Source organism: Tianweitania sediminis (genome assembly GCF_017813335.1).
In the GTDB taxonomy this organism is placed as follows: Bacteria; Pseudomonadota; Alphaproteobacteria; order Rhizobiales; family Rhizobiaceae; genus Tianweitania; species Tianweitania sediminis.
In genome coordinates this window covers 168,737-182,430 of record NZ_JAGIYY010000007.1, presented here as the reverse complement: position 1 = coordinate 182,430, position 13,694 = coordinate 168,737, and the positions used below count along the sequence as shown (strand labels likewise).

The 13,694-nt window shown below is 58.9% G+C and carries 11 protein-coding genes; 10 read left to right on the top strand and 1 reads right to left on the bottom strand.

The window, feature by feature from the left end:
- Positions 1-74: 74 nt before the first annotated feature.
- From hflK (J5Y06_RS17725) to J5Y06_RS17680, 10 genes are all read left to right on the top strand, one after another.
- Complete coding sequence (hflK, locus tag J5Y06_RS17725) at positions 75-1,652, top strand: FtsH protease activity modulator HflK (RefSeq protein ID WP_209336517.1); 1,578 nt, start codon at positions 75-77, stop codon at positions 1,650-1,652.
- On the top strand, positions 1,649-2,611 hold the full coding sequence (gene hflC, locus J5Y06_RS17720) for a protease modulator HflC (protein WP_209336516.1): 963 nt from the start codon (positions 1,649-1,651) through the stop codon (positions 2,609-2,611). Before hflK (J5Y06_RS17725) ends, hflC begins: the two co-directional genes overlap by 4 nt.
- Positions 2,608-3,729 (top strand): FtsH protease activity modulator HflK, encoded by a 1,122-nt coding sequence (gene hflK / locus J5Y06_RS17715; RefSeq protein ID WP_209336515.1) that lies wholly within the window; start codon positions 2,608-2,610, stop codon positions 3,727-3,729. The genes hflC and hflK (J5Y06_RS17715) overlap by 4 nt, the downstream gene beginning before the upstream one ends.
- A 341-nt stretch (positions 3,730-4,070) precedes the next feature.
- Entirely contained in the window at positions 4,071-5,897 is a 1,827-nt protein-coding gene (locus tag J5Y06_RS17710; RefSeq protein ID WP_245248031.1) for a peptidylprolyl isomerase, read from the top strand.
- 176 nt (positions 5,898-6,073) lie between these two features.
- Complete coding sequence (locus tag J5Y06_RS17705) at positions 6,074-8,836, top strand: heavy metal translocating P-type ATPase (RefSeq protein WP_209336513.1); 2,763 nt, start codon at positions 6,074-6,076, stop codon at positions 8,834-8,836.
- Positions 8,837-8,924: 88 nt separating this feature from the next.
- Positions 8,925-9,434 carry a copper chaperone PCu(A)C gene (locus J5Y06_RS17700; RefSeq protein WP_342453450.1) on the top strand — a complete coding sequence of 170 codons (510 nt, stop codon included), beginning with the start codon at positions 8,925-8,927 and terminating at the stop codon, positions 9,432-9,434.
- Positions 9,431-10,051 carry an SCO family protein gene (locus J5Y06_RS17695; protein ID WP_342453449.1) on the top strand — a complete coding sequence of 207 codons (621 nt, stop codon included), beginning with the start codon at positions 9,431-9,433 and terminating at the stop codon, positions 10,049-10,051. Before J5Y06_RS17700 ends, J5Y06_RS17695 begins: the two co-directional genes overlap by 4 nt.
- A gap of 3 nt (positions 10,052-10,054) precedes the next feature.
- Entirely contained in the window at positions 10,055-10,504 is a 450-nt protein-coding gene (locus J5Y06_RS17690; RefSeq protein ID WP_209336512.1) for a disulfide bond formation protein B, read from the top strand.
- Complete coding sequence (locus J5Y06_RS17685; RefSeq protein ID WP_209336511.1) at positions 10,501-11,157, top strand: DsbA family protein; 657 nt, start codon at positions 10,501-10,503, stop codon at positions 11,155-11,157. Before J5Y06_RS17690 ends, J5Y06_RS17685 begins: the two co-directional genes overlap by 4 nt.
- Before the next feature lie 96 nt (positions 11,158-11,253).
- Complete coding sequence (locus J5Y06_RS17680; protein WP_209336510.1) at positions 11,254-11,988, top strand: heparan-alpha-glucosaminide N-acetyltransferase; 735 nt, start codon at positions 11,254-11,256, stop codon at positions 11,986-11,988.
- Positions 11,989-12,195: 207 nt separating this feature from the next.
- Here J5Y06_RS17680 and J5Y06_RS17675 read toward each other — a convergent pair whose 3' ends face one another.
- On the bottom strand, positions 12,196-13,395 hold the full coding sequence (locus J5Y06_RS17675) for a DUF1173 domain-containing protein (protein ID WP_209336539.1): 1,200 nt from the start codon (positions 13,393-13,395) through the stop codon (positions 12,196-12,198).
- Between the last annotated feature and the right edge of the window lie 299 nt (positions 13,396-13,694).

Genomic DNA, 13,694 nt, shown 5'->3' with positions numbered 1-13,694 from the left:
TCCTGCCTGGCCCGACCCGTCCAACGAGCATTGCGGTGGCCCAGACTTGTTCCTTGTCGCGAGAGCGGAGAACGATGGATCGAAAAGAGCGCACCGTATTCGTTACGATACTCATCAATGGGCTCCTGATCCTGTTCAAGTTCTGGCTGTCGACAGCCTCAGGAAGCCTGGCTCTTCGGACAAGCGCTATTCATTCCCTGGCTGATCTGGCGATCGGCATATTCGTGCTGATCGGTCTGTTCCTGAGCCGAACAAAACTGGCAGCAGCAGCTCGATACGGGGCTCGCGCCGTAGAAAACTGGGTAGCGCTCCTCGTTTCGGCAGCGATCTTATATGTCGGTCTCGACATTGTCGGAGAGGTCCTAGGGGGCGAACCACCCGAACTGAGAAATCTCGGGCCAATTACGCTGGCTTCCGTGGTCACCGTCATCGTCGCTTACGTCATCGCCCGCTACAAGCTCTACGTGGGTCGCCAGACGGATTCCCCCGCGCTCGTAGCCAGCGGATATCATTCCCAGGTCGACATCTACGCGTCGATCGTCGTCGTTGCTGGCTTGGGAGGTGCCGCTCTTGGCCTAGAAAACCTGGACACCGCAGCCGCGGCCATCGTCGTCGTCATGATTTTTCTGTCCGGCTTCGAGATCGCGGCGGCGGCGATCACCGCGTTACGAAATCGCGAGCAGCTGCAGGTGGAAGGTCAAGACACACACCGCCATGTCCACAGTCACAGTTGGTTGCGCGTTTATGCGCCTGTCTCAGCACTCGCCCTGGTCGGGCTCTATTTCCTCACCGGCATGTACACAGTCCAACCGGGAGAGGTGGCGGTGGTAAGGCGCTTCGGAAAGGTGATCGAAGAAGCCGGACCAGGTATGCACTATCGCTGGCCGAACCCGGTCGAATCCGTCGACATGGTCGCCCTCGACCTGGTGCGGCGGATCGAGACCGGCCCTCTCCAGATGCTGACGGGAGACGAGAACCTTATCTCTGTGCGGGCCAGCCTTCGGTTCGCGGTCGATGACGCCTCTGCATTCGTCCTGAATGTATCTGCGCCTAACGATCTCATCCTGCAGGCCGGTGTGGCGGCGTTGCGTCAGAGCGTCGGGGGGGAAGCGGTTGACGCAGTTCTCACGGTGGACAAAAGCGCGATACAGGACAAGGCCATAGTTGCCACACAGGCGTCGCTTGACCGCAGCAACTCGGGTATCCGCGTTGTCGGCGTGCAGTTGCTCGAAAGTGCGCCACCTCCGCAGGTGGCAGACGCATTTCGCGACGTGGCAAGCGCCCGGGAAGATCGCAACACGTTCGTCAACGAGGCGCTTGCCTATCGCAACGAGGTTCTTCCCACCGCGCGCGGCGATGCCGACATCATGCGGCAGACGGCACAAGCATACGCAGTCGAAAAGCTCGCTGCATCCGCAGGAGACGCGGCGAACTTCGAGGCGCGGCGACAGGCCTACGCAGCGGCGCCGGATATCACCCGCCAGCGCCTCTACCTAGAAGCCGTCGAGAAGTCGCTGGCAGGCGCGAAGAAATTCGTGATGGACCCAACGATCACATTACAGTCAACCGATCTATGGATACCACAACCGGGCAAGGCTCAATTGCTCCCCCCCAATACAATAGTGACGGGCGCGAGGACGAACATTCCATGAAACCACTTCGAATTGCCGCCTTGGGCATCTTGGGCCTTGGCTTCCTGGCAGCAACCTTGACGCTCTATCAGGTCGATACCACCGAGTATGCGATCGTGACGCAATTCGGCCGGCCCGTCCGGGTTCTGGAAGATCCCGGTCTCTATATCAAGGCACCCGATCCCATTCAAAGTGTCCTGAAGATCAGCAAGCAGATCCAAGTCTACAACCTCCTAAAAACGGAGTTCCTGAGTAGTGACAAAAAGAACATTATGGTGGAGGCCTACGCAACATGGCAAGTGACTGACGCACTGGCGTTTCTCAAGAACGTCAACAATCTGCGCGGCGCGGGCACACAGCTGAACGATATCATCAAGGCAGAGCTCGGAGCTGCGCTGGGCCAGGTCGAACTTAGCAGTCTTGTCACGGTCGATGCGTCACAGGCGAGACTCTCAGATACTTTGAACACCGTGAAAGAAAGAGCCGCAGCACGCACTGGAGCATATGGCTTCACCGTCACGGACGTCCAGCTTAAGGAGCTCACCTTTCCGGAAGCCAACCTGACAAGCGTCTTCCAGCGCATGCGCTCGGAGCGCGAGGCGATCGCCCGACAATTTCGCTCGGAAGGTGCGGAAGAAGCAGCACGAATACGAGCGGAAGCCGACACAGAGAAAGCGAAGATTCTCGCTGCGGCGAACCGCGAATCCTCAGAGACGCGTGGAACGGCCGACGCAGAAGCTATCGCGATCTATGCGAGTTCCTTCGGCAAGGACAAGGATTTCTACCGCTTTTCCCGGACGCTCGAAGCGTACGATAAGTTTATTGATGAAGGCACGACGTTGATCTTGCCCGCCGACTCCGAGCTGCTTCAATATCTCGATCCACGAAATGCTCTGAGACTGCCTTCATCTGCAACTGCGACCGCCCGATCATTGGCTAGCCCGCCCGAGATCGCCATCGGATCGGAGTTCGAAAAATGAAGGACGAGGAGGTCCCCGCATCATCCAGATCAAAATCGACGGACGACGATGGAGTCCGCAGAGTTTTTCGCAACATCACGACCAAATCGATGCTGCTCGCTCGCGCACTCGCCGAAGGTGGGCGTTTCGCCCTGACCGACCTCAAGGTATCTCTTGGCCACTTACGACCAGGCCTCCTGCTGGTTGGCGCCTTGACGCTGATCGGCATCGGCTATGCCTTGACGGGTGTCTATTCCGTTGCGCCCGGCGAAGCTGCGGTGGTGCGCCGATTTGGTGCAATCATCCAACCCAGCGTTGAGCCGGGACTCCACTACCGGATTCCGTGGCCGGTAGATCGCGTGGATATCGTTGATGTAACCAGCGTGCGTCGTGAACAAGTCGGGATCAGCGTCCCCGAGGCAGAGCACATACATCCGGAACCTCCGACGAAGCTACAAGCGCTCTCCGGTGATACCAATGTGGTTGATGTAGAAGTCATCGTTCAATACCAGGTTAGCGTGCCCGCCGACTACGTCACAAACGTCGAGTATGCCCCCTATCGCATTGTGCGGGACGCCCTGCGGGCGTCTGTAACCAGGCTCGTAACGCGGTTGCCAGTCGATGCGTTGCTGACCAGCGGGCGGCAGTCTCTACAACAAGCTATCCGCGAGGAGACGCAATCCCGCCTGGACCAATACCGTACCGGCCTCGTTATCGTCGGCGTCGACCTGCAGAAAGCGTTCCCTCCGTCCAACGTGGCGGACGCCTTTACAGCGGTCAACACAGCACGCGAGGAAAAGGCCCGGCTGATCAATGAAGCGCGGGGCTATGCCAACAGCCGCCTACCGGAAGCCAGGGGTCAAGCACAGCAAGTGCGGGCGGAGGCCTCCGCCTACAGATCCAGAATTCTCGCAAGCGCGAGCGGGACCGCACGCGCATTCGACCTTCTTTGGGACGAATATCGAAAGAACGCAGAAGCGTACGGCGAAGACATAACCCGATATCGGATGTATCTGGAAAGCATCGAAAGAATCATGCCACGTGTTCAGGTCTATGCACTGGACAATGCCAAAGGTGGCACGTTCAACCTGAGGCTCTATGGCGCACAGAATGGAACGACCGAAGAGGCATCGCGCTAGCCATGGCGGATGGGTGGCGGCAGAGTTGGTCCGACTTCCTCGACAGCATCCGAGGAAAGCCATCGCGCCAAACCAGCGAACCCGCAACTGAACCGCAGTCGGAATCGGTGACAAATCCGATCTCGGCCGTACCAGGTTCGCCCGTTCCCATCACGTCACCAGAGCCAATCGCAGCTGACGCATTTGCGGCAGCTACTCACGCCGAAGTCACCGGGCTCACTTCCCATTCCGGGGACGATATCCCGTCAGAGACAAACGGGAAAATCGAGACAGCCCCATCGCAGCCGAACCCGAGGAGACGACCGACCCCAGGGCAGTATGCGGCCAGCGTTCTCGCGATCATGGCCATTCCCGGCACGTTACTGTTCGCTTCGTCTGACTATTTCGCCGACATGGCGCTTCCGTCCCCCCCGGCACCAAACGTTGTCGCGACCTTCGAAGGCGGTCAGATAACCCTCGAAGACATCGAATCTCATCTGGACGTGCTCTTGTCGTCCAATGCCAGTCAAGGCACCATGTCGCAGGACATGCTCCTGGAAACGGTGGAAGACCTCGTATCTGATCAACTCATTCTCCGGTGGGCAGCAAATCGCAAGCCCGAAGCCGAAGAAAGCTTCCAACATGCGGTCAGGCACATAAATGAGAATCTAAACCTTGAATCTTTCGCGGACCAACTCCACACCGAAAGCATTTCAATCTCGGAAAGCAGCATCCGCGAATACTTTGACAAGAACAAAGGGCGCTACGAAGGACGCAGCTTTTCCGACGTCCGCGACGAAATACGGCAGGCCCTGATCGCTGAACAGGAACCCGCCTTTGTTGAAGACTATATACAGAAACTGCGGACCAACGCCTCGATCGCTCGCAGTTTCGAATTGCTTGATGTGCCTTCTCCCACGCAGGAGGAGCTTGAGAACTACTACCGGGAGAATGTTGATCGGTTTAAGCTCCCACGCCGTGCCATCGTCGATGAGTTGGAGTTTTCTGAATCGGAATTCGGCCCGAAGGCCCAACAGGAGGCTGCCAATGCCTTGCTGAGCCTCCAAGGCGGTACAACATTTCCTGCGACAGCCGCGCGGTTCTCCAATGCGCGTTTCTCACCTAGCGCGGAAGTAGCCGAAGGCAGTAGGAATTCTGACTGGGACAAAAGCGTCTTCACATTGGTTCCCGGGGAACTGGGAACGGTGTTTCAGGCGGGCAGGTCCTATTTCGTCGTTCGCCTCCGGCAAGTCGTGCCCGCCGGCGCGACGAGCTTTGCGGAAGTCCGCTCGGAAATCATCACGGCCGTCAGTGCGGAAAAGGAACAGCGATGGTTTGCCGACAACGGCGAAATGACGCTCTTCACGATCAAAGGGCAGCGCTACACTCTGCGTCAATTTTACAAGGAGTATGAGGAAGCTGCCCTTCGCGGCCAATTCGCTGGAGCCGAAGGCATGAAACGCTTGGCGAACGCGTTGATCGATCGAATGCTACTCGTATCGGACACCTATGACAGGTTGCTCGATGTCGCAAACAAGCCGTTAGCCGACGAGACCAGACTCCGGCTGCTACGCCAAATGATGGAGCAGGAGGAAGTAGACGACCGCATCGATGTTACCGAAGAGCAGATAGAAGCTCTGTACTCAGAGAGCCGCGATCGCCTTGTCAGCCCACCGAAATCAAGGATCCGGTACATCCGCATCGGCCTTGGATCAAACGAGGATGAGGCAAATCGCTCGCGCGAACGCGCAGATGAAGCATATGGAAAACTGACGGGAGCCGACACAGCAGCAGCGGAGTTCGCCTCAGTGGCGCAAGAATATTCCGAGGATGTCGAAACATCTTCAAATGGAGGGGAATTTCCGGAGTGGATCGGCGAAAGCGGGGATCCGTTCGGCGAATTGATGAGCCATCCGTTCCATGAAGCGATTCAAGGCATACAGCCCGGAAAACTTGGCACGCCTTTCGAGTTGGGAGGCAGCATCTACATCGTGGAGGTGATGGAGCGGACCGCGCCCCAAAAGCTCTCGATTGACGAGGCCAGACCGTATATCGAGGAGTACCTGACCAACCAACAGCATCGTAGCATGGCCGAGGAGATGCAGAGACGCCAACTGCAAGAGGCAAAAGTCCAACTGTATCCCCAGGTTCTGGAAGAATATCTAGAGCGCACTGCCTCAAACGATTAGCTGAGCTAGCCTCTCGCATTCTTCCCCTTGCTCCGAGCCCGGCGTGTATGAGCGTGCACGCATTTCACTGCATTCTCAGCGAACAACGTTGCGGTAGCGAAGATTTTCACAAAGGCCCTTGACCCTCTAGCTACTACAGGTTCTAGCTTCCTGTCCCTGCGAGACAGGAGACACCAATGACCGCTGCAGGGCGTCGCACCCGCTTTCGGGTTGAGGGCATGGATTGCGCAAGTTGCGCCGCAAAGATCGACAAGGCGGTTCGACGCATACCGGACGTCACAGACGTCAATGTGTCAGTCGTCGCCGGTACGATGAGCGTTCAACATGGTGACAAGCTCGATCTCGATTTACTGACCCAGAAGGTGAGCCGACTAGGCTATAAAGCAACCAAGCTCGGGGCGGTCAAGGGTAGGAAGCCAATGGCGCTGGTGCAAAGCTCGCACCGCGAGCAAGATCATGCCGACGCCCACGCGGGACACGATCATTCGAACCAGGCGCATGCCGGACATGTACACGGCCCGGACTGCAAGCATGATGATGCTGACCACGACCACGCGGGACACGATCATTCAGACCATGACCATGCCGGACATGTACACGGCCCGGACTGCAAGCATGATCATGGTGACCACGACCACGCCAGGCATGATCATTCAAGCCATGACCATGCCGCGCCAAATGGCATTAAGAACCAAGCGCTGGCAGCCCAGAATCAGACTCGTTTTCGCATTACCGGGATGGATTGCGCCAGCTGTGCGTCAAAAATCGACACCGCAGTGCGACGGATGCCGGACGTCACCGACGTAAAGGTGTCGGTTGTTGCCGGAACAATGACCGTCACTCACGGACGCCAGACCGACATTGACGGGCTTGCCCGAAAGGTGGCCAGCCTTGGTTATAAGGCGGCGCCGATAGTTGCCGATGGACAGGCGACGTCCGCCCTGGCGGCGCGCGACGGCCATGGACCGGACCGCAGGCACGCCCCGGATTCCGAAAAAAGTGACATGGCGTTCAGCCCGCCTGATGCCTTGGAGGGGATGCACGGACATGATCACGGACCGCAGGACGGACCGTGGTGGAAAACATCCAAAGCGCAATTGACCATCGTCTGCGGCCTCGCCTTGGCGGTCGCCTTCGGCCTTTCGCAGTTCTTTCCGCAGACTCAACCCTGGGGCTTCATTGTCGCCATGGCGGTGGGCCTCATACCGATCGCGCGGCGCGCATTGTTCGGTGCGATGAACGGAAGCCCGTTCACAATCGAGACGTTGATGACAATCGCGGCCATCGGAGCCGTCATCATCAACGCGGCCGAAGAAGCCGCCGTAGTCGTCTTCCTGTTCCTCGTCGGCGAGCTGCTCGAGGGAATAGCTACAGGTCGCGCCCGCGCCAGCATTCGTGCCTTGGCAGCACTAATGCCCAAAACGGCGCTTGTCGAACGCAATGGAACTACCGAGACCGTGCCCGCCGACAGCCTTGCTGTCGATATGATAGTCCTTGTCCGGCCCGGCGACAGAGTGCCTGCCGATGGCGTCATCGTTTCCGGGGAAAGCGCCGTCGACGAGGCGCCGGTGACTGGCGAGTCGGTGCCGAAACGCAAGGAGACGGGCGACAACGTCTTTGCGGGCACGGTGAATCAGGAGGGCGTGCTCAAGGTGCGCGTTGCGGCAACCGCCGCCGACAACACGATCTCCCGCATTATCGCATTGGTCGAGGAGGCTCAGGAATCGAAGGCGCCGACGGAGCGCTTCATCGATCGCTTCTCGAAATATTACACGCCGGGGGTGATGGTCGTCGCCGCTCTGATTGCGATCCTGCCGCCGTTACTCGCCGGCGCCGAATGGAACACCTGGATCTACCGCGGGCTCGCGGTCCTTCTGATCGGCTGCCCCTGCGCTCTCGTCATTTCGACACCCGCCGCGATCGCCGCCGCGCTGTCCGCAGGCGCGCGCCGTGGTCTCCTCATGAAAGGCGGCGCGGTGCTGGAGAATCTGGGCAAAGTGAACTACGTCGCCCTCGACAAGACGGGAACGCTGACCGAAGGCAAGCCGAAGGTCACCGACATCATCGGTGTCGCTCGGGACAACCGCGAAGTGTTGAGGCTCGCTGCCGCGCTCGAGGCAGGATCGAGCCATCCGCTAGCAGTTGCAATCTTGGCAAAAGCCGCCGACGAAAAAGTATCAATTGCCCAGGCCAGCAACGCCGGTGCCGTCGGAGGCAAAGGTGTCGTTGGCACGGTGGATGGCTTGAGACTATATCTTGCTTCGCCGCGCGCGGCGGCTGATGAGGTCTCATTGGACCAGGCGCTGTTGGCGGAGATTGCCGCACTGAACGATCACGGGAAGACCGTTTCTGTCCTGCTCGTGGGCAAGGAAGTGGCTGGGCTAGTCGCTATACGCGACGAACCGCGCGAGGATGCAAGGCAGGGAATAGCGGCCCTGCACGACCTGGGCGCCGAAACGGTCATGCTAACCGGCGACAACCAGCGGACGGCAAAGGCGATTGCGTCCTCGCTCGGCATGGAGGCGCGCGCAGAACTCATGCCGCAAGACAAGCAGAAGATCGTCGGCGAAATGCGCGCGAAGGGCAAGTTCGTGGCCAAAGTCGGTGACGGGATCAATGACGCGCCAGCGCTCGCCGCCGCCGACATTGGCATCGCCATGGGCAGCGGTACGGACGTCGCTCTGGAAACGGCCGATGCGGCCGTCTTGCACGGTCGTGTGAAGGACGTTGCCAACATGGTGGTACTGTCACGTCTCACCATGCGCAATATCTTCCAGAATATCACCATCTCGCTCGGCCTGAAGGCCGTGTTCCTCGTCACCACTGTCCTTGGCGTGACCGGCCTGTGGCCCGCCATCCTCGCCGATACCGGCGCAACGGTGTTGGTCACCGCCAACGCCATGCGCCTGCTCGCCTGGAAGGGACTTAGTGAAACATGAAATCAAGCCTCTATGCGGCGAAGTGCGTAGTGGTTCGCATGGCACGAAACGACGATAAAGGCGCGAAGATAAAACAGTTGGAGGAGACGTGTTGTCTTCCGGGTTGAAGCTGACGGTGAAGCTCACTTGTATATTGGCTGCGGCGGTGCTTTCTACATCAGCTTTTGCGCACCAATTTTCGCAAGGTGATATCAAGATTGGCCATCCGTGGTCACGCGTCTCGCCTTCGACTGCTCCGGTTGCCGGAGCCTATTTGACGGTGACAAATTCAGGGACGGAGCCCGACAGACTGACTGGCGGCTCGACTCCGATTGCTGATCGGATCGAAGTCCATCAGATGACGCTGGATGACGGAATAGCCCGCATGCGTCCACTTCCCGATGGAATCGAGGTCGCTCCAGGAGCCTCGGTCGAATTGGCGCCGGGCGGCATCCACCTCATGCTCATCAAACCCAACCAGCAACTGATCGAAGGGAGCAGCTTCAAGGCGACACTAGAGTTCGCCCGGGCCGGGACCGTAGAAATCGAGTTTGTCGTGCAAAGAAACCCCGCGGTGGAAACGGGCAGCGGCAACGAGCATGGCGGTCATGGGCAGTGAGCGGACTGCGGGCTTTCCGGTTCATGGTGTGGGCCGGCATCGTGGTGCTCGGCGTGTTCGTGATCGGGTCGACGCCACTATCCGGCGGTAGTCCCACCGACGAGGTTTCGAGTGGCACCGCGAAAGTCGGCGGGTCCTTCTCCTTAGTGTCGCACGGGGGTGAACGCGTCGACAATCAGTCATTGGTCGGCCGAGCCTATCTGGTCTTCTTCGGGTTCACCTACTGTCCCGACATCTGTCCGACGACGCTGTTCGAGCTAACGGACCTCATGACGGAGCTCGGCCCCGTGGCCGACCGCTTCAAGGTTCTATTCATCACGGTCGATCCAGAGCGCGACACCCAAGAAGCTTTGGCAAGTTACATGACGTCGTTCGACAGCCGCATCGCGGCGCTTCGCGGCACGGCTGCCGAGACAGACGCAGCGCTGAAGGCATTTTCCGCCTACGCGAAGAGGGTTCCCTTGGAATCCGGCGAGTACACGATGGATCACACCGCCGGCGTGTTCCTCATGAAAGCGGATGGAGGTTTTGGTGGAATGATGGACATGCACGAACCCCGCGAAACACGATTGGAAAAGCTTCGTCGCTTGGCGAAGGGGCAAGTAACAAGCTCTTGACCGATGCTCAATAAATTATCCAACGATGCGATCGATGAGCACAATAGCTGGTGGCTCCTATTTGCCTGGATGATCGCAGTAGCGGCAACGCTCACTGCCTTGTTCATTGGCGAGATTGTGGGTCAAACGCCCTGCAATCTCTGCTGGTTTCAGAGAATATTCATGTTTCCGCTCGCGATCATCTTGGGAATCGCAGCGTTTCGGTCTGATTCCGGCGTCAGGTTCTACGCTCTTCCGTTGGTCGGGATTGGAGCGGCGATCGCCGCCCTCCATACACTGATTTACTTCGGCCTTGTCGAAGAAGCGATAACCCCTTGCACGCGCACCGGACCATCTTGTGCTGGAGAGGCCATGACAATTCTCGGCAGCGTGCCCTTGCCACTCGCCTCGCTGCTTGCCTTCGTGGCAATCGGCGGGCTCCTTTTCCTGTGCCGCCCGGGGGTCTACCGATGAACCGTCGACAGTTGATAGTCGTATCCGCCGCCGTCGCCTCTGCCATCCTCTTCGCAGGGTCCGCACTCTACTACGACCGTGCCGGTGAAAGTGGGGCCGAGGCGATCTCCGAGGACGCCAGCCTCATCAGGGACTACTCGCCAGTCATCGGACCGGCCAGTGCCCGTGTTACGATCGTGGAATTCTTCGATCCGTCGTGCGAAGCCTGCCGCGCCTTTTATCCTATCGTAAAGAACATCCTTGCACAGTATCCGCAGGACGTCCGACTCGTCCTTCGATACGCCGCGTTCCACGACGGTTCGGACCAGGCAGTCGGGATCCTTGAAGCTGCACGGAAGCAAAATCTTTTCGAACCCGTTTTGGAAGCTTTGTTGGCTGCACAGCCCGAATGGGCCCCACATAGCGGGCCGGTCATTGACAAGGCATGGCAGGCCGCTGCCACGGCCGGATTGGACCTTGGACGCGCACGGCAAGACGCCTCTTCGGACGAAGTCGCCAAGGTGCTCGATCAGGAATCGAAGGACATCGATACGTGGCGCGTCGAGCAGACCCCAACGTTCTTCGTCAACGGCAAGAGCATGCAAACCTTTGGGCCGCAACAGCTCGTCGACCTTGTCGAGAGTGAAGTGAAACTCGCTCAAGGGACTCAATGAGCCGCGCGCCCAGAGCACTGCGTGCCAGTGGTTAAGGGACCAAGGCGCCGTGCCCGAGAACCTGCGGATCCACCGCGCACAGGCGAGACGAAGACATTGGCCCGCGGCCAGCGCATCGTAGCGATAGACATCGCACGAGGACTGGCGATTGGGGGCGTCGTCCTGTTCCATATTGTGTGGGATTTTGAATTCACCGGTATCATCAGCGGTGTAGCACGACATCCGCTCTGGCTTGCTTTCGGACGAAGCCTTGCCGGAACATTCATGTTTCTCGTGGGGGTCAGCCTGGTGCTAGCGCATAACGAAACCATCAACGTGGGAGCTTTCGTCCGCCGTCTGCTCACCATCACTGCATACGCGTTGGCCATTTCGCTGGTCACATGGTTCGTTTTCCCGGAAAGTTTCATCTATTTCGGGATTCTCCACGCAATCGCGGTCGCCACACTTCTTGGCGTGCCGTTTTTACGCGCTAGCGCTGCGGTTTGTTTGAGCGCGGCCGCATTTGTGCTGATTCTGCCATTTGTTATGGATGCACCGGCATTCAATACGCGGTGGCTGGCTTGGATCGGATTTGCAGAACGTCCTCCACCGAGCGACGATTTCGTCCCCATTTTCCCGTGGGTCGGCATAACCCTACTCGGTATGGTAGCGGCGAAGTTGTTCCCATTCCGAAAGGTTGGAATCTCCGCCACGACAAGCGGGCCACGAAGTCGACCCGCCAGGGTGCTGGTCTGGATGGGAAGTCGGAGTCTGCCAATCTACCTCTTGCACCAGCCTATTCTTTTGAGCGTCATCGTGCCCCTGTCCTGGGTTCTTTCCACGCAGCGCTGAGATATCGCGCTAGCAGCGCGTTCGACGTCTCGACGGCCAACGATCATTGTCAGGCGTGATGATGCTCGTGAGCCTCAATCGAAAACGGGGCGACAAGCGACAACCTTCTCGACGAGGCTCATAGCGCGACGATGCCGTCCATTCCGATCGGCCACACATTCCCACTTCTATTCAATCCTGGTTAAGAGGAGACCGAACATGCAGCGTTCATGGAAAATGTGGCAATCGTGGCATCTCGCCATCAGTGATCCTCCAGATCCAGGCGTCGACATCCGGCCGTGAAGAAATCATCTCATTCAACGCGTCTTCGTAGCCGCCCTCAGCCGACGACGGGACGATGTACAGGCCGACCGGTCTGCTTCCAGTCTGGAGCATCGCCACGGCACTCGGCTTGCCAGGCGGCAGATTGTAACGCAATGCCTTCACGCTGCGGGCCCTGACCTTCGCCAACGCATCGACCAGCCGCTTCTCGTAGAGGGTATCGTAAGGCACCCAATTATCCGCGACCACCATCAGCGCGATCTCCTCGATCATAGCGAGGCCAGACGGTGCGATGCCGAAGGTGGCGATCATTGTGAGATGCGATTGTTTGTCCGCATCCCACAAGGCAAGCTCGTTCTCGAAATGAACCAGCAGCCGACGGTGAAGGGTTTCGTCGAGCATCAACGGAAAATCCGGCATGTGCTTGACGACCAGACGATGCCCGCTGCGCGCCGGCGCGACATCCTTGACCTCGCCGACAAGGATCATCAATTTCCGCGGCCCGCTTCTGGGTTGCAAGGCCGGCGCCAGAGCCGCTGCCCGCCTCTGCTCGATCGCCGTCTTTTCCGTGACGCGAAACGGCTCGGGCACGAACAGCACATCGCTCAGCATGCCGCCCTTCACCGTCATCTGGCGAGCCGCTTCGATCAGATGCCATCGGATGGTGAACCAATGCCGCTTTCCCGACCAGCGAGACGTCCACGCCGTCAGTTCCGCCTGGTGCCAGAGATAGTGGAGCAGACTGCGCAAGGAAAGTTTTCGCGCATCGCTTGTGACGCTCTCCACGATACCCGCACCAGCGACTGGAGCTGCCCGGGATCCGAGTTTCGTCAGGCTGAACCCGACCTTGAGAGCCGACAGGCCGGTCTCGGGATCGATCTGAATGGCGTTTCCCATCAATACGCCGAGGCCGGACAGCTCATCAGGGGGGTCGTAAGATGAACACGTCACATCGTGCGCGCTACCTGACAACGGCATTCGCTTGACGATGTACTGATCTCCGACCTGCGCAATATACATGGCAAGACCAGCTTCCTTGCAAAGGCAAAGGGGACGAATGCGGCGACGATACGCATCGGCCAGCGCATCCTGCAGATCGGGTGAGGATTCCTCAATCTCGCGATCACCAAGTCTGAAACGTCGCATCGCCTCCATCGCTCCGGAGGCCACGGCATCCCCCTCTTGTCATTGATTCACGGTTTCCTCGACGACGCAACGGGATGGCTCCATCCCTAAACCATCAAACAGACCTGCCGCTCCCTGAATGCCGTACCGGCACGTGAAATCCCCCCCGAGGAATACGGCGCGAACCTGAAGCTCCGCAGGCCCTTATGTCAGCAGCCGGAGGTCGTTTCCTCTAAGCAGTTTACAGCGCGTCTTTGGCGCCCGTGGTAACGCGTCGATGGCGCTGCGGCTGGCCGCGGCGGCTCGCTCCGTTGGCACAC

Bases quoted from the DNA above. Each gene is read 5' to 3' on its own strand.
- hflK (WP_209336517.1), top strand. From the start codon at position 75: ATGGATCGAAAAGAGCGCACCGTATTCGTTACGATACTCATCAATGGG.
- hflC (WP_209336516.1), top strand. From the start codon at position 1,649: ATGAAACCACTTCGAATTGCCGCCTTGGGCATCTTGGGCCTTGGCTTC.
- hflK (WP_209336515.1), top strand. From the start codon at position 2,608: ATGAAGGACGAGGAGGTCCCCGCATCATCCAGATCAAAATCGACGGAC.
- J5Y06_RS17710 (WP_245248031.1), top strand. From the start codon at position 4,071: ATGGCCATTCCCGGCACGTTACTGTTCGCTTCGTCTGACTATTTCGCC.
- J5Y06_RS17705 (WP_209336513.1), top strand. From the start codon at position 6,074: ATGACCGCTGCAGGGCGTCGCACCCGCTTTCGGGTTGAGGGCATGGAT.
- J5Y06_RS17690 (WP_209336512.1), top strand. From the start codon at position 10,055: ATGCTCAATAAATTATCCAACGATGCGATCGATGAGCACAATAGCTGG.
- J5Y06_RS17685 (WP_209336511.1), top strand. From the start codon at position 10,501: ATGAACCGTCGACAGTTGATAGTCGTATCCGCCGCCGTCGCCTCTGCC.
- J5Y06_RS17675 (WP_209336539.1), bottom strand. From the start codon at position 13,395: ATGCGACGTTTCAGACTTGGTGATCGCGAGATTGAGGAATCCTCACCC.